The sequence below is a fragment of the Streptomyces sp. NPDC048269 genome, from assembly GCF_040652395.1.
GTDB lineage: Bacteria > Actinomycetota > Actinomycetes > Streptomycetales > Streptomycetaceae > Streptomyces.
In genome coordinates, this window is record NZ_JBEZLW010000033.1 from 16,963 (window position 1) to 35,967 (window position 19,005).

General features: G+C 73.0%; 17 protein-coding genes and 1 pseudogene. 15 read left to right on the forward strand and 3 right to left on the reverse strand.

The annotated features are described in order from the left end of the window. The first annotated feature begins 94 nt into the window (after nt 1-94). Together AB0D48_RS27605 and AB0D48_RS27610 are read left to right on the forward strand one after the other, a co-directional pair. Nucleotides 95-1,318, forward strand: a complete 1,224-nt coding sequence (locus AB0D48_RS27605; RefSeq protein WP_362402458.1) for a histidine kinase — start codon at nt 95-97, stop codon at nt 1,316-1,318. Then, nucleotides 1,315-2,031, forward strand: coding sequence for a response regulator transcription factor (locus tag AB0D48_RS27610; protein ID WP_362402461.1), 717 nt, complete (start codon nt 1,315-1,317; stop codon nt 2,029-2,031). The genes AB0D48_RS27605 and AB0D48_RS27610 overlap by 4 nt, the downstream gene beginning before the upstream one ends. A 4-nt stretch (nt 2,032-2,035) precedes the next feature. Here AB0D48_RS27610 and AB0D48_RS27615 read toward each other — a convergent pair whose 3' ends face one another. After that, nucleotides 2,036-2,488: a DoxX family protein gene (locus tag AB0D48_RS27615; RefSeq protein ID WP_362402464.1), complete on the reverse strand. Its 453-nt coding sequence runs from the start codon at nt 2,486-2,488 to the stop codon at nt 2,036-2,038. 376 nt (nt 2,489-2,864) lie between these two features. Between AB0D48_RS27615 and AB0D48_RS27620 the strand changes: the two genes are divergently transcribed. From AB0D48_RS27620 to AB0D48_RS27645, 6 genes are all read left to right on the forward strand, one after another. Further along, nucleotides 2,865-3,833: a tellurite resistance/C4-dicarboxylate transporter family protein gene (locus AB0D48_RS27620; protein ID WP_362402467.1), complete on the forward strand. Its 969-nt coding sequence runs from the start codon at nt 2,865-2,867 to the stop codon at nt 3,831-3,833. 4 nt (nt 3,834-3,837) lie between these two features. Then, entirely contained in the window at nt 3,838-3,969 is a 132-nt protein-coding gene (locus tag AB0D48_RS27625) for a hypothetical protein (RefSeq protein WP_362402470.1), read from the forward strand. A 9-nt stretch (nt 3,970-3,978) separates the two neighbouring features. Then, nucleotides 3,979-4,428, forward strand: a complete 450-nt coding sequence (locus AB0D48_RS27630; protein WP_362402473.1) for a VOC family protein — start codon at nt 3,979-3,981, stop codon at nt 4,426-4,428. Then, nucleotides 4,425-5,108, forward strand: a complete 684-nt coding sequence (locus tag AB0D48_RS27635; RefSeq protein ID WP_362402476.1) for an epimerase — start codon at nt 4,425-4,427, stop codon at nt 5,106-5,108. Before AB0D48_RS27630 ends, AB0D48_RS27635 begins: the two co-directional genes overlap by 4 nt. A gap of 62 nt (nt 5,109-5,170) precedes the next feature. Then, complete coding sequence (locus tag AB0D48_RS27640; protein ID WP_362402479.1) at nt 5,171-7,435, forward strand: AAA family ATPase; 2,265 nt, start codon at nt 5,171-5,173, stop codon at nt 7,433-7,435. A 13-nt stretch (nt 7,436-7,448) separates the two neighbouring features. Next, nucleotides 7,449-7,799, forward strand: a complete 351-nt coding sequence (locus AB0D48_RS27645) for an NTP pyrophosphohydrolase (RefSeq protein WP_362402482.1) — start codon at nt 7,449-7,451, stop codon at nt 7,797-7,799. A 100-nt stretch (nt 7,800-7,899) separates the two neighbouring features. Here AB0D48_RS27645 and AB0D48_RS27650 read toward each other — a convergent pair whose 3' ends face one another. Further along, entirely contained in the window at nt 7,900-8,364 is a 465-nt protein-coding gene (locus AB0D48_RS27650; RefSeq protein ID WP_362402485.1) for an SH3 domain-containing protein, read from the reverse strand. A gap of 289 nt (nt 8,365-8,653) precedes the next feature. Between AB0D48_RS27650 and AB0D48_RS27655 the strand changes: the two genes are divergently transcribed. The 7 genes from AB0D48_RS27655 (at nt 8,654) to AB0D48_RS27685 (ending at nt 18,674) form a co-directional block, all read left to right on the forward strand. After that, the gene (locus AB0D48_RS27655; RefSeq protein ID WP_362402488.1) at nt 8,654-9,448 is read left to right on the forward strand and encodes a hypothetical protein; all 795 of its coding nucleotides are present in this window, start codon (nt 8,654-8,656) and stop codon (nt 9,446-9,448) included. Beyond that, nucleotides 9,448-11,619, forward strand: coding sequence for a bifunctional serine/threonine-protein kinase/ABC transporter substrate-binding protein (locus tag AB0D48_RS27660; RefSeq protein ID WP_362402491.1), 2,172 nt, complete (start codon nt 9,448-9,450; stop codon nt 11,617-11,619). Before AB0D48_RS27655 ends, AB0D48_RS27660 begins: the two co-directional genes overlap by 1 nt. A gap of 220 nt (nt 11,620-11,839) precedes the next feature. Then, complete coding sequence (locus tag AB0D48_RS27665) at nt 11,840-13,066, forward strand: sensor histidine kinase (protein WP_362402494.1); 1,227 nt, start codon at nt 11,840-11,842, stop codon at nt 13,064-13,066. After that, a complete protein-coding gene (locus AB0D48_RS27670; protein WP_362402498.1) occupies nt 13,041-13,712 on the forward strand; it encodes a response regulator transcription factor in 672 nt (223 codons plus the stop codon). Before AB0D48_RS27665 ends, AB0D48_RS27670 begins: the two co-directional genes overlap by 26 nt. 52 nt (nt 13,713-13,764) lie before the next feature. Continuing rightward, entirely contained in the window at nt 13,765-14,139 is a 375-nt protein-coding gene (locus tag AB0D48_RS27675; protein ID WP_362402501.1) for a YbjQ family protein, read from the forward strand. 173 nt (nt 14,140-14,312) lie between these two features. Further along, nucleotides 14,313-17,753, forward strand: a complete 3,441-nt coding sequence (locus AB0D48_RS27680; protein WP_362402504.1) for an endo-alpha-N-acetylgalactosaminidase family protein — start codon at nt 14,313-14,315, stop codon at nt 17,751-17,753. A gap of 180 nt (nt 17,754-17,933) precedes the next feature. Next, nucleotides 17,934-18,674, forward strand: a complete 741-nt coding sequence (locus AB0D48_RS27685; RefSeq protein ID WP_362402507.1) for a class I SAM-dependent methyltransferase — start codon at nt 17,934-17,936, stop codon at nt 18,672-18,674. 89 nt (nt 18,675-18,763) lie between these two features. Here the strand turns inward: AB0D48_RS27685 and AB0D48_RS27690 are convergent. After that, nucleotides 18,764-18,909 (reverse strand): annotated as a pseudogene (locus AB0D48_RS27690) (IS5/IS1182 family transposase); the annotation flags it as partial. Nucleotides 18,910-19,005: the final 96 nt, after the last annotated feature.

The window sequence follows — 19,005 nt, forward strand, 5'->3', positions numbered from 1 at the left end:
GGACGGGGGAGGGCAAAGCCGCATGCGCACCGGCCCGGGGGTGTACATCCGGGGGCCGATGTCCGGGCCCGGGGTAGCTGGTTACGGTCACGGCATGGACGATTCAGTGAACACGAACGACAGCGGTGGAGGGGGCGGCGCGGGCATCGCGACGCCGAAACCCGGGACGGCCCTCAAGGCGTGGGGCGGAGCCGGGCTCTACCTCGTCGTCGTCGGCCTGCTCATCGGCGGGGTCCCGTACGCCGCGGGCCCGCTCCTGGCAGCGGTGCTGCTGCTCGCCCTCACCCCGCTCAGCGCGCTGCTGCGGCACCGGCCCCTGGCGGCGCTGGGACTCACCCTGTTCGCGGGCGTGCTCGTCGCGGGGGCGGCCAGGGACCACAGTCCGGGCCGGTTCCTCGTCTTCCTGGCGTCGGACCTCGTCCTCGGTCTCATCGTCGCCACCCGCCCGCGCCGCGCCGCGGTCATCGCCGCCACCATGGTGCTGGTCGTGGAATGCCCGGCCGTCGCGCTGGTGACGACGGGGCCCTACGACATGATGAGCACGAGCCTCATCGCCCTCCTGTCGCTGGGTGCCGTCTACATGACCGGGGTCGTCTTCCGCGAACGCCGGGAGCACACGGCAGAGCTGCGCTCCAAGGAGGTGTCCGAGGCCGTGACCGCCGAACGGCTGCGCATCGCCCGGGAGTTGCACGACATGGTCGCCCACAGCGTCGGCGTGATCGCCATCCAGGCGGGTGTGGGCAGCCGGGTCATCGAGACCCAGCCGGCCGAGGCCCGCGCGGCGCTCCGGGCCATCGAGGCCACCAGCCGCGAGACCCTGTCGGGCCTGCGCCGTACGCTGGTCGCCCTGCGCCAGGCCCAGCCCGACGGGGCCGACGGGGCCGACGGGCAGGCGCCGCTGGGACCCGCCCCCGGACTCGCGGATCTCGACGCGCTGGTGGCGAAGACCGCCGACGCCGGGGTGCGGGTCGAGGTACGGCGCGAGGGGGAGGAGCGTCAACTGCCTCCGGAGATCGACCTGTCGGCGTACCGCATCGTGCAGGAGGCGCTGACCAACGTGGTCCGCCACGCGGGCACCGGGCACTGCCGGGTGACCATCGGCCACGGGGCCGGGGAGCTGACGCTGGAGATCGTCGACGAGGGGCGAGGCACGCCCCGCGGCCCCGGGGGCACGGGATTCGGCATCACGGGGATGCGCGAGCGGGTCGCCCTGCTGCACGGCCGGTTCAGCGCCGGTGCGCGCTCCGACGGCGGCTTCCGCGTCGAGGCGGTCCTGCCGTTGCCCCTCGCCGCGGGCGCCTTGGAGGAAGCCCGATGACCGGCGCAGCCGAGGCAGCCGAGGCAGCCGAGGCACGGGCGGTCCGCGTCCTGCTCGTGGACGACCAGCCGCTGGTCCGGTCCGGTCTGCGCGTCCTCATCGCCGACACCACGGACCTGGAGGTCGTCGGCGAGGCGGGCACGGGCGCCGAAGCGGTCCGCCGTGCCGGTGAACTGTGCCCGGACGTCGTGGTGATGGACATCCGGATGCCCGGCATGGACGGGATCGAGGCGACCCGCCTGATCACCGGGGCGACGGATACGGTCCGCGTGCTGGTCCTGACCACCTTCGACGAGGACGAACACGTCTACGGGGCGCTGCGCGCCGGCGCGAGCGGATTCGCCGTCAAGGACATGGCCCTGGAGGACATCCTCGCGGCGATCAGGGTGGTCGCCGCGGGAGACGCCCTCATCGCGCCGGGGGTGACGCGCCGCCTGATCGCGGACATCGTCCGGGGCCCCGGGCCGGGTGCCGGCCCCGCGGCGACGGACGGCGGCTTCCGTCCGGTCGCGGGGATCACCGGGCGCGAGCGGGAGGTCCTCACCCTGGTGGGGCGGGGCCGGTCCAACACGGAGATAGCCGACGAGCTGTTCATCTCGGCGGCCACGGCCAAGTCGCATGTGGCGCGCCTGTTCAGCAAGCTCGGTGCGCGCGACCGGGTCCATCTCGTGATCACCGCCTACGAGATGGGCCTGGTCACGCCGCCGCGGTAGGACCTCAGGCGGCCACGGCCTCCGGGCTGCGCTCGTCATCGGACCGGCGACCGGAGGCGCGGGAGGCGAACAGGCCGTCCACCGCGAATGCGCCCGGGCCGGTGAAGACCAGCAGGAGGAAGGCCCAGCAGAACATCGCCGAGGACTCGCCGCCGTTCTGCAACGGCCAGAGGGCGCCCGGCTGGTGGACGGTGAAGTACGCGTACGCCATCGAGCCGGAGGCGACGAAGGCCGCGGCCCTGGTGCCGAGCCCCAGCAGGATCAGGGCGCCTGCCACCAGCTGGATCGCGGCGGCGTACCAGCCGGGCCAGGTGCCGACGGCGACCGTGCCGCCGCCGTGTGCGCCGCCGAGGACGCCGAAGAGGGAGGCGGCGCCGTGGCAGGCGAACAGCAGTCCCGTGACGATACGGAACAGGCCGACGGCGTACGGCCGGTTTCTGTCGAGATGCGTGGTCATGGGGAGACTCCTTCGGTCGGGGACGAGTCCCGAAGTCGTGCCGATGGGTGAAAGGCGAGGCGTGAGGTACGGGTGTGAAGTGCGGGAGGGGGAGCGCCCGAACGGGCGAGCCAAGGTTAGGTAGGCCTAACCGCCCTGACAAGATCGAGTTCCGGCCATCGGCCGAGCGGTCGCGACGCTACCCCGGCGCCGGAACCCGACGCCGACGGCACGCGGAATCCACCCGTCCGTCCCCTGTGACGGACCGGCAGGCCCGGTCTCACCCCGAGCCCAGGGGAGCGGGGCCCCGGTCGCACGGGTGCCTCACGCGCCCCCGTAGGGACGCGCCCAGGCGTGTCGGCTGGCGGGGCGCGGGCCGGTGGGGTCCGCTGGAGAGGTGAGTGCTCTTCCTGGTCGCGACTGGTGGGCCGGACTGCCGCCGGCGGCGGGAGCCGCCGTCATGGCCGCCGGCATCCTCTCCGTCGGCCTGCACCTGACCGGGCACCAGGTGGTCTCGCTGGTGGCGCTGGTCCTCGCCGCGGCGCTGTGGCTGGTACTCGCCGCCGACTTCGCGTCCCGGCTGCTGCGGGACCGCGGGCGGTTCCGGGCCGAGGCGGACACCCCCGCCGCGCTGACCGCCGTGGCCGCCACCACCGTGCTCGGTACCCGGCTCTCGCTGCTCGGCTGGCAGAGCGCGGCCGCCGCGCTGCTGGCGCTGTCCGCGGTGATCTGGCCGGGGCTCCTGCTGCACGTCGTACGGCACTGGCGGCGGCGCATGCCGGGGGCGGCGTTCCTCGTCTGCGTCGCCACCCAGGGGCTCGCCGTACTCGCCGCCGCCCTCGCCGCGGCCGGCCACCACGACTGGCTGGCCCGGGCGGCGCTGGCCGCCTTCTGCCTCGGACTGCTGCTCTACGTCGCGGCCCTGGTCCGCTTCGACCTCCGCGAGATCGTGGGCGGCGCGGGCGACCACTGGGTGGCGGGCGGCGCGCTGTCCATCTCCGCCCTGGCCGGCTCCAAGCTCACGGCGTCTCCCGTCTGGACCGGCGGGACGCACACGGCCCTGCGGATCGCCACACTGGTGACGCTCGCCCTCTCCCTCGTCTGGTACGCCGTCCTCCTCGGCGCCGAACTGCGCCACCCCCGGCCGCACTACGACATCCGGCGCTGGGCCACCGTCTTCCCGCTCGGCATGACGGCCACCGCCTGCCTCTCCGCGGCGGACCCGGCCGGGGTGCCCTGGCTGAGCCCGCTCGGCGAGGTACTGCTCTGGATCGCCGTCGCCGCCTGGCTGCTGACCTTCGTCACGTTCCTCGCCGCCCACCGGGCCGCGCTCCGGCACGACGACGCGGCCCCCCGGGGACGATGACCGGATGACGGCACCTCACCTGCTCGCCGTCCACGGGCCGGAACGCTCCTCGGCGGCCGCGGCCACACCGGGCAAGCCCGCCGCCGGCTCCCGCTGCGCGCCCGCTCCTGTGGCGGCGGCCGGGCCCGGTCAGTAGGGTCCCGGCATGGCCTACACGTTCCAGGTGACCATCGACTGCCACGACGCGCACCCGCTCGCCGACTGGTGGGCCGACGCCCTCGGCTGGGAGGTGGAGCCGAGCGACGAGGACTTCATCCGCGGCCTGATCGCCGCGGGCCACGCGAGCGAGGCCGACACCACCACCCACAACGGCACCCTCGTGTGGAAGATCGGCGCCGCCATCCGCCACCCGGAAGGCCTGGAGCGCGCCCCGCGGATCCTGTTCCAGCTCGTTCCCGAGCCCAAGACGGTCAAGAACCGCATCCACCTGGACGTCCGCATCGGCTCCGACGACCCCAAGACCGTCGTCGACCGGCTGCTCGCCAAGGGAGCGGTCTTCCTCCACGACGGCCGGGTGGGCCCCTCGGCATGGACCACCCTCGCCGACCCGCAGGGCAACGAGCTCTGCATCACCCACCAAGCGGACTTCGCGTGAACGTCATCCTCTTCGGCGCCACCGGAATGATCGGCCGGGGCGTGCTCCGCGCATGCCTGCGCGACGACACCGTCACCGGCGTCCTCGCCGTCGGCCGCACCCCGCTCGGCGTCACCCACCCCAAACTGCGCGAGCGCGTCCAGGACGACCCGTCGGACCTCACCGCACCGGACCTCGACCTGGCCGCGTACGACGCCTGCTTCTTCTGCCTCGGCGTCTCCTCTGTCGGCATGAAGGAGGAGGCGTACCGGCGCGTCACCTACGACCTGACGCTCGCGGTGGCCCGCCGGCTCGCCGCCGCCAACCCCCGCCTGACCTTCGTCTACGTGTCCGGCGAGGGCACGGACAGCACCGAGCGGGGCCGTTCCATGTGGGCCCGGGTGAAGGGCAGGACCGAGAACGCCCTGCTCGAACTTCCCATCCAGGCCTACATGTTCCGCCCCGGAATCATCCAGCCGGTGCGTGGGGCCCCCTCCAGGACCCGGCTCTACCGGACCCTCTACGCGGTCACCGCACCGCTGATCCCGCTGCTGCGCCGGATCGCGCCGGACCTCGTCATCACCAGCGAGACACTGGGCCTCGCCATGATCGCCGTCGCCACACCCGGCACCGAGATCACCGGCCACGTCCTGCGCCCGAAGGACATCAACCGCCTGGGCACGGTGCGCGACCAGGCGTAATCGAGTACCGGGCAGCCCCTTCCGCGGGCGAGAATGCAGCATCTCGAACTGGGAGGAACCCCATGAGCCAGGACCACCTGACTCTGCACGACCTGCTGCCCGCTCAGGCGCTGGCGGACTCGATCGACGCCGGGTACGTGACGCGCAAGTCGCACCCCGAACTGCCGCTGTCCATCTACACGTACACGCGGACGGCCCAGTACGAGCGCGTCTGGAACCAGGTCACCACGCGCTGCCGCGGACTCGTCGCCGACGACACCACGGGCGTGATCGTCGCGCTGCCGCTGCCGAAGTTCTTCAACGTCGGCGAGCACGAGTCGGGTCAGCCCTACGCTCCCGCCCTCCCGGACGAGCCGTTCGAGGTGTACGACAAGGTCGACGGCAGCCTCGCCGTCGTCTTCCACTACGCGGACCGCTGGCGGGTCGCCTCCAAGGGTTCCTTCGTCAGCGCCCAGGCCACCTGGGCCCAGCGCCTCCTCGACACCAGGGACACCGCGGCCCTGCGCCCGGGCACCACGTACCTCGCCGAGATCCTGTACCCGCAGAACCGCATCGTCGTCGACTACGGCGACCGCCGGGACCTCGTCCTGCTCGCCGCGTTCGGGGCGGACGGCACCGAGGTGCCGCTCGCCGAGGCCGCGCCCCACTGGGAGGGCATCGGCTCGGTCGTCACCGTCTGGCCCGCCATGCCCCTCGACGAGCTGATCGCGCTCACCGAGTCCAACACCCTGCCCGGCGGCGCCCGGGCCAGCGGCATGGACGCGGAGGGCTTCGTACTGCGCTTCGCCTCGGGGGTGCGCGCCAAGGCGAAGCTGTCCGAGTACGTACGCCTCCACAAGGTGCTCACCGGCGTCACCGAACGGGACATCTGGCGCAGCCACGGAATCCAGCGGTTCGCCGGGGTGCCCGCCAAGCAGCTCGCCCAGGGCCTGAACTGCACGGTCTCCGACATCGAGGCCTCGGGCGGCAAGCCGCTCGACGCGCTGCTGGAGCAGGTGCCCGACGAGTTCGACACCTGGGTCCGCGAGGTGATCGCCCGTCTGGAGGAGGAGGCGGCCCGCCACGAACGTGCCGTCGACGAGGCATACGCGGGCCTCGCGCACCTGGCCGCCGACCGGGGCGCGTTCGCCCGCGCGGTCAAGGAACTGGGCGACCGGAACATCCGCGCCGCGATGTTCATGCGGCTCGACGGCCGGCCGACGGAGCTCACCACCTGGCGGCACGTGCGGCCGGAGACGGCCGACCCTTACGTCACCGACGAGGAGTCCACGGCCGTGTCCGAAGCAGTGCCCGACAGCACGCCCGCCGAGGTGCGCGCACCCGCGCGCGAGGCCGCCCCGCGCGTGCCCGCACCGGCCGCGGCCCGGCCCGCGGACGGCGGCCCGCCGGAGCCCCCGCTCCCGGTCGTACACGTCATGACGGGTCTGCCGGCCTCGGGCAAGACGACCGCGGCACGCGCCCTCCAGGCACAGTCCGGCGGTCGGATGCGCCGCGTCAACCTGGACGACCTGCGGAGCATGCTCGACCTGCCGGACCCCGAGCGGGGCCGCTCCTGGGCGCACGAGCAGACCGTACTGGCCGTCCAGGACGCGGCGGTCCGCGCGGCCGTCGACGGCGGATTCGACGTGGTCGTCGACAACACCCACCTGACCCAGCACATCCCGAAGCGCCTCAAGGCGGCCGTCGGCGGACTCGCCACCTTCGTCGTGCACGACTTCACCGACGTCCCGCTCGAGGAGTGCCTGCGCCGGGACGCCGCCCGGGAGAACCAGGTCGGCGAGGAGATCATCCGAGTCCTGGCCGACAAGCACCAAAAGGCCCGCAAGGGCGGCTGGCGGCTGACGGCGGAGTGGCTGAACGGCACCTCCGGCGGGATGGCCGTGCCGCCGGTGCGGGAGTACACCGCCGACCCGGCGCTGCCCGCCGCCGTCATGTGCGACATCGACGGCACGCTCGCCCTGACCGGCGACCGCGGGCCGTACGACTTCTCGCGCTGCGAGCTCGACCTGCTCAACGAGCCGGTGCGGCACGCGCTGGACGCCTTCCGGCGGGCCGATGACGTGATCGTGCTGCTGTCGGGGCGCAGCGAGGAGCACCGCACGCAGACGGAGTCCTGGCTGCGGCGGCACCACGTCCCGTACGACGAGCTGTGGATGCGCGCGGCGGGCGACACCCGGCGCGACGACCTGGTGAAGGCGGAGCTCTTCGACGCACACGTGCGTCACCGGTACGCGGTCCGGGTGTCGCTCGACGACCGGGACCGGGTGGTCGCGGTCTGGCGCCGGATGGGCATGCCCACCTGGCAGGTCAACTACGGCGATTTCTAGGGGTGTGGCCGTCGTGCCGGACGTGCTGATCGTCGATGCCGCGAACGTCGTCGGCTCGGTACCGGACGGGTGGTGGCGGGACCGGCGGGGCGCGGCCGAGCGGCTGCGCGACCGGCTGGCGGCGCGGGGCGGGGACGAGGAGATCATCCTCGTGGTCGAAGGCGCCGCCCGGGGCGTCGAGTCCGTACCCGGCGTACGGGTGGATCCGGCGCCCGGGAGCGGCGACGACCGGATCGTGGAGCTGGCCGCTGCCCACGCCGGGCGCGACTGCGTCGTGGTGACGGCCGACCGCGAACTGCGCGAACGGGTCCGGGCGTACGGCGCGCGGTGCGTGGGGCCGCGCGCCGTACGCCCGGACCGCTGACCTGGGCCTCCCCGGGCCCGACCCTGGGCCGGGGCCCGACCGTGGGCCGGGGCCCGATCTCGGGCCTGGGCCCGGCCCGGGCTCCGGCCCGTGCCGCGGGTCAGCGGCAGTAGTGGACGGTGCTGAGGTTCTTGACGTAACGGGCCGCGACCCAGCGCTCCTTGCCGTACGCCTTGTCGCTCTCCCCGCGGCCGCCCATGCCGCCGTTCTGGTCACCGTTCTGCCAGTCACCGTTCTCGCCGGTGCCGTCCTCGTCGTACAGGCGGTACCAGATGCGGTTGCCGTCGACGGACTCCCCGTACTTCTTGCACTCGATCTCGACCCTGCGGTTCGGCTTCAGCTGCCCGACGCTCTGCGAGCGCGTGGTGGGCTTGCTGCGGACCTTCAGCGAGCCCTTCGAGACGACCTTGCCGATCGCGTGCCGACCGTCGGCGGCCGCCGCGGTACGCCGCGACGCGGTGTCGGTCGTCGGGGCCGCGTCGGCGACCGCGGCCCCGGCCCCGACCAGGCCGAGCACCAGGCTTCCGGTGGCGAGGGCGAGGATGGTCCTGGTGGGCTTCAGCATGAGCCGGCTCCTCTACGAAGACATCCGCCCGGCCGCTTCGCGCGGCCCGGGACGGCAACCATGCGGTTGCCACCGACGACTATGGCGAGGGCGGGCCGGTCCGGGCCGTCGGCGCACCGCCGTATAGCCCGATATGCCCAATCCGTACCACTGCTGTTCATGCTCGGGCCGCTCGGTTCCCGTACTCATGACCTCCACGCCCGTGGCGGCTACGGTATGGGGCACACGGGGGTTCGCGAAGTCTCAGGGGGCGGGAATGCGGCGTGGGCGGGCGTTTTTGGCGGGGGCGTTGAGCGGGACACTGGCCGCGATGCTGGCCCTGGCCGGCTGCGGATCGGGCGGGGACACCACGGCGAAGCCGAAGCCCGGTCCCACGGCGTCGGCGTCGGCCGCGGTCACGGGACCGGCCCCCTCGCCCTCCGTCTCCACCGCCCCCGGCACCCTGCCGACGGCGTACACCTTCACCCCGGACCCGGCCCGCGTCCCGCACACCCCCGAACAGGCCCGGCGCCTGACCCGGGCCGCCGCCCTGGACCCGGATTCCTGGTCGGCGGGCATGGTGGCGCACGATCCGTACGAGAGCGCCGGCGACTGGCCGGTGCTCGCGGCCGACTGCTCCTGGTCGCGCGCCGGGCTGCCCGACGGCGTACTGGACAGCTACACCCGGAAGATCGACGTCCCGGCCAAGGACGGCAAGGGCCGGGTGTTCGGCTCGGTCACCCTCACCGTGCACCGCGACGCGGCGGCCGCGGACCGCGACATGCAGGAGACGGTGCAGCAGAGCTTCCGCTGTCCCGACCAGGATCTGGGCGACGGTCAGTCCCTCCAGGGCCTGCTGTCGATGCACCAGCCGAAGGAGTCGGTCCTCAACGCCGACGCCTCCCTGTTCGAGGCGGGAAAGTTCACCTCGCCCGAATCCGGCGGCCCGCAGGGCTACGTGTGGACCAAGTCCCGGATCGGCTCCGTGGTGATGGCCCTCTCCGTCAAGGGCGCCCAGGGGTACGAGACCAGGGACCTGCTGATGGTGGCCGCCGAGGGCGCGGCAAAGGCGCTGTACCGCGTCGAACTGGAGCTGAAGAGCTGATGCAGCCGCTGCACGCCACCGATCCCGCGCGGGTCGGCGGCTACCGCGTTCTCGGCCGGCTCGGCGCGGGCGGCATGGGCGTCGTCCTGCTCGGCCGGTCCGCCGGCGGGGCGCTGGCCGCCGTGAAACTCGTCCGGGCCGAGTACGCAGACGACCCCGCCTTCCGCGTGCGCTTCCGGCGGGAGGCGGCCGTGGCCCGCCGGGTCCGCAGCCGCTGGGCCGTTCCGGTCGTGGACGCCGACACGGAGGCCCCCGCGCCGTGGCTGGCGACCGAGTTCGTGCCCGGGCCGCCGCTGAGCGAGGCCGTGGCACGGGCCGGCGGGCTCCCGCCGGACGGCGTCCGCTTCCTCGGGTCGCGGCTCGCCGAGGCGCTGGACGCCGTGCACGAAGCCGGGCTGGTCCACCGCGACGTGAAGCCCGCGAACGTCCTGCTCGCCACCGACGGGCCCCGGCTGATCGACTTCGGGATCGCGCGGGCGCTGGACGACACCGTGCTCACCGCCACCGACGTGGTGATCGGCTCGCCCGGCTTCCTCTCGCCGGAGCAGGCACAGGGCGGCCACGTCGGACCGCCGAGCGACGTGTTCTCGCTGGGGTGCGTGCTCGCGTACGCGGCCACCGGGCGGCGGCCGTTCGGCTCCGGCCCGGCCGAGGCCATGCTGTTCCGCACCGTGCACGACACGGCCGACACGGCCGGGATACCCGACGGGCTGCTGCGCTCGATCACGTCCTGCCTGGCCAAGGCGCCGGGGGACCGCCCGACGGCCGCGCAGCTGCGGGACGCCCTCGCCCAGGACACCCCCGGCCCCTGGCTGCCCGGCGGACTCCTCCAGATGATCGCCGAACGCTCGGCGCAGATGCTCCAGTTGCCCGACATCGAACCGACCCGGCCGACGGCGCCGACGGCGCCGACCGCGCCGGGGGCTCCCGCGGATCCCCCTCCCGGGCAGGCACCCGTACCCGTCCCCGTACCCGCGCGGCCGCGCCGCCGGACCCTGCTCGCCGCGGGCGGCGCCCTCGCCCTCGTCGCGGGCGGCGGAGGCACCACCGCCTGGCTGCTGCGGGACAAGGAGGCCGGACCCGACGGGAAGGGCTCCGGCCCGGCTCCCGTCCGCCCCACCCTGGCCATCGGCCTCCAGGCCGACCTGAGCGGCCCCGGTCAGGCCGTGGGCAAGGCCCAGCGCGACGGCGCCCTGCTGGCCGTGGAGGAGCTCACGTCCCGCGCGGACCTGCCCTTCGCCTTCCGGCTCGCCGAGGCCGACGACCGGGGAGCGGCCGGCCCGGCGGCCACCGCCGCAGCCGCGTTCGCCGCCGACACCTCCGTCGTCGCCGTACTCGCCGCCACCGGCGCGGCGGCCGTCACGGCGGTCCTGTCCCGCTACGACCAGGCCGGCCTGCCCGTCCTGACCGTCAGCGACGGCGACACCACCCACCTCAACCGCGTCTACACCTGCCTGCGCCCCAACGACGCCTACCAGATGCGGCCCGTCGTCACGTACCTGACCGGGCGCGAGCGCGGCACCACCCTGGTCGTGGACGACGGCACCCCGTACGGCTGGCAGACCACCCGCTTCCTCAGCGAGGCACTGCGCGCGGGCAAGAGCCCGATGACCCCGGCCACGGTGGCCGCGGACGCCGACCACACGGACCTCGCGCGCGAAGCCGTACGGGCCGCCGCGGGCGCCGTGCTGTACGGAGGCGGACCCTCCGGCGCGGCCCGCCTCGCCGTGGCCCTGGCCGCGGCAGGCTACCGGGGCCGGACCATCGCCACCCAGGCCGTCCACGACCCCCGCTTCCTCCAGGAGGCGGGCGCGGGCGCCGAGGGCTGGCTGCTGGTCTCCACCGCGGTCGACCCCGCCGCGGCCCCCGCGGCCCGCGGCTTCGACGCGGCCTTCCGCGCCCGCCACCGGGCCCCGGCCCCGCCGTACGCCGCCGAGGCCTACGACGCCGTCCACCTCCTGGCCCGGTGCGCACAAGACCTGGGCCGCGCCCAGGTCGGCCGCGGCGACCTCGTGCCCACCCTGCGCGGGACCACGTACGAGGGCGTCTCGAAGACCTATGCCTTCGAGCGGACCAACGGGACCTACACGGGCGACGGCCTGTTCTTCTACGAGGTCGCCTCGGGCCGCTTCCGTTTCCTCGGCAACAGCTCCGCCGCCTGGCCCGCCTGATCCCGATCCAAGCCGACGCGCGTGCGGGGCCGTGCCCGCCCCCGAACGGGCACGGCCTCGCGGCGGGGGCCCCGGGGGGAGAGGCCGTGCCGGCCGGTGAACCGGCGCTGGCGAATCTACGGGCGGGTGAGCACCGGCCGCGCCCATCCACGGGTTGAAACCGGCCTACCCCCTTGGGTGGCGACCCTGTACAACCAAGGGTGTACACAAGGGGGGTGACGTGCAGTTGTCAGCACATCCGGCGGTGGCCCGGATCCGCGCCGCGCTTCCGGCCGTCGGCGAGATCGTATGGGCCGCCGGTTCGATGTGGATGTCGTCCACGCTGCTCCACAACTGGCCCGACCCCCACGACTACTGGCGCGACACCGACGGGCTCGCCTACGCCCTGCTCGCCGTGATCTACCTGCCGCTCGTGCTGCGCCGCCGCTACCCGGTGGCGATTCTGGTGAACACCGGGCTCTGGGCCGGCGTCTACTTCACCCTCGGCTACTACCACGTGGTCGCCGCGTGCGGGCTGGCCACCGCCCTGTACACCGTGGCGTCCCTCTGCCCCCGCAGGGTTTCGGCCAAGTCCGCGGCCGGGGCGCTCGTCGTGCTCCTGTGGGGCACCCGGCTCGCCGAGCCGGGCGTCGTACCGATGAGCATGGCCTTCGTCACCGTCGCCACCGTCGTCTGCTGGGTCGCCGGGGACGGCTCCCGCAGGCTGCGCGGGCTCACCCGCCAACTCCGGCTGGAGCAGGAGGAGAAGGCCCGCCGGGCCGTCGTGGAGGAACGGATCAGGATCGCCCGCGAACTGCACGACGTGATCGCGCACCACGTCTCGGTGATCTCCGTCCAGAACGGGCTGGCCTCCTACGTGCTCTCCTCCGACCCCCCGACCGCCCGCAAGGCCCTGGACACCGTCGGGGACAGCGCCCGCGAGGCCCTGGCCGAGATGCGCCGGATGCTGCTGGTGCTCCGCGAGGAGGGACCGCAGCCCGCCCCGGAGGAGCACCACGGCCCGGTGGCGGGGCTCGGGCGGCTCGACGAGCTGGTCAAGCGGGTCGGCGAGGCCGGGGTGCCCGTCCGCGTGCAGGTCACGGGGACGCCGTACGACCTGCCGCCAGGGATCGACCTGTGCACCTACCGCGTGGTCCAGGAAGCCCTGACGAACGTGATCAAGCACGCCCCGGGGGCGCACACCACCGTCCGGGTCCACTACGGTGCGGACGAGGTCCGCGTACGCGTCGACGACGACGGCAGGGGTCGCATACCGGCCCATGCGCCGGCCGGCCCCGGAAGAACGGCCGGTCAGGGGTTGATCGGCATGCGCGAGCGGGCGACGATCTACCACGGCACGGTGACCGCGGGGCTCGCCCCCGAGGGCGGCTTCGCGGTCAGCCTGCGGATTCCCGTGCCCCGACCGGGAGGGGATGACGCGGATGCCGTCCGTACTCGTCGTCGATGACCAGTTCCTGATCCGGTCCGGGCTGACCGCGCTCCTCACCGCCGCGCCGGGGTACGAGGTCGCGGGCGAGGCGGCGGACGGCGAGGAGGCCGTCCGGCTCGCCGCCGAAACCCGTCCCGACGTCGTCCTCATGGACATCCGGATGCCCGGCACGGACGGGATCGCCGCCACCGAGCGGATCGTGGCCGCACGCGGAGACGACGATGGCGGCAGCGACGGGCCCAAGGTGCTCGTACTCACCACTTTCGACTCCGACGAGTACGTCTTCCGGGCCCTGCGGGTCGGCGCGAGCGGGTTCCTCGTCAAGGACACCCCGCCCGAACGGCTGCTCGCCGCCATCGCCACCGTGCACGCCGGCGAGATGCTGTTCAGCCCGGGAGCCCTGCGCGGACTGATCGACACGTACGCCGCCCCCGTCGCCCGCGCCTCCCACCCGGGCCTGGCCGCGCTGACCCCGCGCGAGCGCGAAGTACTCGGACTCGTCGGCGCCGGGCTGGCAAACGCCGACATCGCCGAGCGCCTCGTCCTCAGCGCCGCGACCGTCAAGACGCACGTGCACCGCTGCATGAGCAAGTTGGGGCTGTCCAGCCGCGCCCAGGCCGTGGTGGTGGCCCACGAGTTCGGCCTGGCCGCCCGAATGCCCTGACGCCGCCCGCCTCCGGATGCGGGCGGCGGCGGCCCGGGCGAGAGTGGGTGCCATGGGTATCGAAGACTACGGCGGCGGCCCCGGCGCCCAGCAGACCGGCGTGCTCGTCGTGACGACCAACGACGTCCCCGGCTACCGGGTCGAGCAGGTCATCGGCGAGGTGTTCGGCCTCACCGTGCGCTCCCGCCACCTGGGCAGCCAGATCGGCGCGGGCCTGAAGTCGATGATCGGCGGAGAGCTGAAGGGCCTCACCAAGACCCTGGTGGAGACCCGCAATCAGGCCATGGACCGCCTCATCGACCACGCGAAGGCGCGGGGCGCGAACGGGATCCTGATGATGCGCTTCGACGTGACCGACGCCGCCGACGTCGGGACCGAGGTGTGCGCCTACGGGACGGCGGTCGTCCTCGTACCCGCCTCCACCTGATCCCCTTCGTCCGCTTGGTCCCCAGCCTCCCCACGTAAGTCCAGGACGGCGCTCCGCTTTGTCCATGGGCCTGCCCGGCCCCGGTCCGCAAGCTGTCAGGTCAGTGAGCGGACCGCTCGGGCCTGCGTGCCGAGCGGTCTTCCGCCGAGGAAGAGCCGACTCCCGGAGGTCCGATGCGCACCCCCCTCTGGCCGGCCGCAGCCGCGGTGGCCGGCCTGGTCGCCACCCTGGTCACGGCCGCGCCCGCCGCCCCCGCCGCGGCGGCCGCACCCGTGACGATCACCTCGCCCGAGCTGTCCGTCAGCGTGGACGGCGGTTTCCCCCGCGTCATCGGCTACACCCGCCGGGCCACCGGCGACGTCCTGCACGGCAACGAGGACCGGCTGAGCACCCTCCTCGTCAACGGGACCGGCTACACCCCCACCGTGACCTCGACGACCTCCGCTTCGGCCGTGGACTACGCGCTCGCCTTCTCCGGAGTGACCATCAGGTCCCGGCTCTCCGTGACCGGTTCGGTCGTGGAGTTCAAGGTCACCGCCATCGAAGACACTCCCGCCCTGCGCGTACGCAGCCTCGCGGTCCCCGACCACAACCTCGTCAGCGTCCGCAGCGACCAGCAGGGCGCCGCACTCTCCACCGCGACCATGCACACCGCCACCAGCGGCACCGGGGACACCTTCACCCCCGTCACCGCGAGCACCCCCGTGGACCCGGCCGCGACCACCGTCATGTACGGCCTGGCCAACACCGGCAAGCTGGCCGCCGCCATCGACTCCAACTCCCTCTACGACACGCCCTCGGGCGGCACCGCCCGGGAGAACGGCCGGATCAGCAAACGGGTCACGGACAAGGGCTCCTACCGCCGGGCCGGCCTGTGGAGCGGCGCCTGGCTCCACCGGGCTGCGGGAGCGGCCGACACCGACACCGAGCCGCTGCCGTACGCCCGCGTCGCGATCACAGCGGACCGCAACGCGGACTCCGTCGTCGACTGGCAGGACGCCGCCGTCGCCTACCGGGACATCTGGACCCCGCCCACCGGCTGGCAGGACACCGCCGACCGGGTCGTGCAGCGGATCCCCTTCAACTTCGCCTCCCAGGCCACCCACCCCTTCGCGCAGACCCTCGACGAGACCAGGCGGGTCGGCCTCGCCACCGACGGCCTGGGACAGTTCGTGCTGCTCAAGGGATACGCCTCCGAGGGCCACGACTCCGCGCACATGGACTACAAGAACGTCGGTGCCAAACTCGGCGGCGCCGTCGACCTGAACGCCCTCACCACCGCGGGCCACGCCTACAACGCGGACTTCGGCGTGCACATCAACGCCACCGAGGAGTACCCCGTCTCGGCCACTTTCGACCCGGCCCACCAGAGCGGCGGCCTCGGCTGGGACTGGCTCGACCAGTCGTACTACGTCGACACGCGCAGGGACGGCCAGTCCGGCCTGCGGCTGAAGCGGCTCCACGACCTCAAGGCGGCCGCTCCCGGCCTCGACTTCCTCTACGTGGACGTCTGGTACGGCGACGGCTACGTCTCGCGCAAGCTCCAGCGCGAGATCGGCGGCCTCGGCTTCCAACTGGCCACCGAATTCCCCAACACCCTCACCGAACAGTCCCTCTGGCACCACTGGGCCGCCGACGTCAACTACGGCGGCAGCGACCTGAAGGGCATCAACTCCACCATCGCCCGGTTCATCGCCAACCACGCCAAGGACGACTGGATCGCCCGCAGCCCGCTGCTCGGCGGCGCCGAGGTCACCGCCTACGAGGGCTGGCAGGGCAAGAAGGACTTCACCGCCTTCCTGAACACCACCTTCGGCGTCAACCTGCCGACCAAGTACCTCCAGGAATCCCCGATCGTGAAGTGGACCGCCGACACGGTCACCCTCGCCGACGGGACCACCGTCACCACCGCCGGCAACAAGCGCCGGATCACCACGGGCGGCCGCACCGTCCTGTCCGGAGACGCCTACCTGCTGCCCCGCGACGGCAAGCTCTACCACTGGAACGACAAGGCGGGCTCCACCACCTGGACCCTCCCCGCCGGCTGGTCCGCCCCCAGGCTGTACCAACTCACCGACACGGGCCGCCGGTTGGTCGGCGACCTCGCCGTCGGTGCGGGCAGCCAGGTCACCATCGACGCCGCCGCCCGCACCGCGTACGTGGTCACCGACGGAGCGGCGCCCGCCCAGGCCGACCCCAAGTGGGGCGAGGGCACTCCGGTCAAGGACCCCTCCTTCTACGCCGGGAACCTGAACGCCTGGACCGTCACGGGGACCGGCGCCGCCGTCACCCGCAACACCCAGGGCCAGAACGAGCTCACCTTCGCCCCCGGCAGCGCCCCGGCCGTCTCCCAGCGGCTCACCGGCCTGGCCCCCGGCACCTACGCGGCATCCGTCTGGGTCTCCACCCCGGCCGGCCGGGCCGCCACCCTCACCGCCGCCCCGTCCGGCGGCACCGCCGCCTCCGTGTACGCCGACTCCTCACCCCTGACGAACAGCCTCGGCGGCAGCGAGAAGAACGGCACCACGATGCAGCGCATGAAGGTTCTCTTCGACGTGCCGTCCGGGCAGTCCACCGCCCTCCTCAAGCTGTCCGCGGCAGCCGGACCGGGCACCGTCCACCTGGACGACGTACGCGTGGTCCGCTCCGCCCGCACCCCGCTCGGCGGGCACTGGTTCGCCGAGGACTTCGAGAACGCCGATGCCGGCTGGGGGCCCTTCGCCTTCGGTGGTGCGGGCGGCCCGGCCACCGATCCGCGCACCCACATCGCCCAGCGCAACGCTCCGTACACGCAGGCCGGGTGGAGCGGGAAGCTGGTCGACGACGTGATCGGCGGCCAGAACTCCCTGAAGTCGCACGAGGAGCGGACCGGGCTGGTGTACCGCACCCTCCCGCAGACCCTGCGGCTGACCCAGGGGCGCTCGTACAAAGTGGCCTTCACCTACGAGACCGGCTTCAGCGGCGACTACCAGTTCGTCACCGGATCCGGCTCCACCGAGACCGCCACCGCACTGAACCAGGCCCGTACGCCCACCACCTTCACCAAGACCTTCACCGCCGGGGCCGACGCCTGGATCGGCGTACGGAAGGTCACGCCCGAGGATTCCCACAACGAGGCCGACCTGATCCTCGACGACCTGACCGTGGACGACCTCGGTTCCGGCGGCGGCGGTGAACTCCTCGTACCCCAGGGCCAGATGAGCGTGAATGCGGTCGACAGCCAGGAAACCGCCGGCGAGAACGGCAGCGCCGTCAACGTCCTGGACGGCGACGGCTCCACCCTCTGGCACACCCAGTGGTACGCCGCCACCGCGCCCATGCCCCACGAGATCACTCTCGACCTCGGCGCCCCGTACGAGGTCACCGCCCTGCACTGCCTGCCCCGGCAGACGCAGCCCAACGGACGCATCGCCGACTACCAGGTGTTCACCTCCACGGACGGGGTGAACTGGGGGACGGCCGCGGCCTCCGGGACCTTCCCGAACACCACTGCCCAGCAGGACGTCTCCTTCCCGCCCCGCACCGCGCGCTACGTCAGGCTCAAGGCCACGAAGGAGGTGGACGGCAATCCGTGGACCGCGGTCGCGGAGCTCAACATCGGCTATCTCCCCTAAGAACTCCCAACGAAATGATCTCCAAGGTGGCTGGATCACTCCGGGACTGATGATCCGGGGTGCGGGGTGGTTCGGCCGAAGCTGTGGGAAGCGACGACGAGCTGTGGGCGGTGCACGCTGCGCCGAGGAGAACGTAAATACGTCGACAGCGCCCCTCGGTACCCGGCAAAGTGGCCGCCCGTGACGAGCAGTGAGCTGTGGACCCGTGCGACCGCCGAGCGCTACGACGCCGAGGAGACCGAGACGTCCTCGGCCGCCGTTCTCGGACCGACTCTCGCCTTCCTCGCCGAGCTCGCCGGAGACGGCCGGGCACTGGAGTTCGCCATCGGAACCGGACGAGTGGGCGTCCCGCTCCGGGAACGCGGCGTGCCGGTAGTGGGCATCGAACTGTCCGAGCACATGGCAGCGGTGCTGCGGCGCAAGATCGACGAGCGCACGCTCCCGATAACCATCGGGGACATGGCCACCACCGCCGTTCCCGGCGAGTTCACCCTCGTCTATCTCGTGTACAACACCATCACGAACCTGCTCACGCAGGACGAGCAGGTCGAGTGCTTCCGCAACGCCGCACGTCATCTGGAGCCCGGCGGCCGATTCGTCATCGAGCTGGGCGTGCCGCCGCTGCGGTTCCTGCCGCCCGGCCAGGTCGCGGTGCCGTTCGATGTCTCCGATCAGCATCTCGGCTTCGACACCTTCGACCTGGTCGAACAGATTCTCGTCTCGCACCACTTCACCCGCGACGGCGACGACGGCCGCTACCGTCGCGGCAACTCCCGGCACCGGTACGCCTGGCCGGCAGAGCTCGACCTGATGGCACGGATCGCTGGGCTCGAGCTGGAACGTCGCGTCGCGGACTGGGACGGGGCGCCGTTCGCCCAGGACTCCGCGAAGCACATCTCCGTGTGGCGCAAGCCAACCTGAGGTCGGCCACCGGGCCGTCAACGTAAGCCGTGCCCGTCCTGGAACTCCTATCGCGAGTTGAGGCGCCGCCAGCAGATCAGTGCGCATCCGAGGGTGAACAGGATGCCCTGGAACACAAGCCGATCCGGATGCCGCCTACGCCCGGGATGCAGGGCCGACGCTCCACCTTCGGTAGCAGCGGCTCGATCACCGCCCCCAGCTCGTCGTCGACTTCCCACGGCTTCGGCCGAGCCACCCCAACCCCCGGATCATCAGTCCCGGAGTGATCCAACCACCTTGAAGATCATTTCGTTAGGAGTTCTAAGCGCTTTCCCGGCCCTTGTACGGTGGT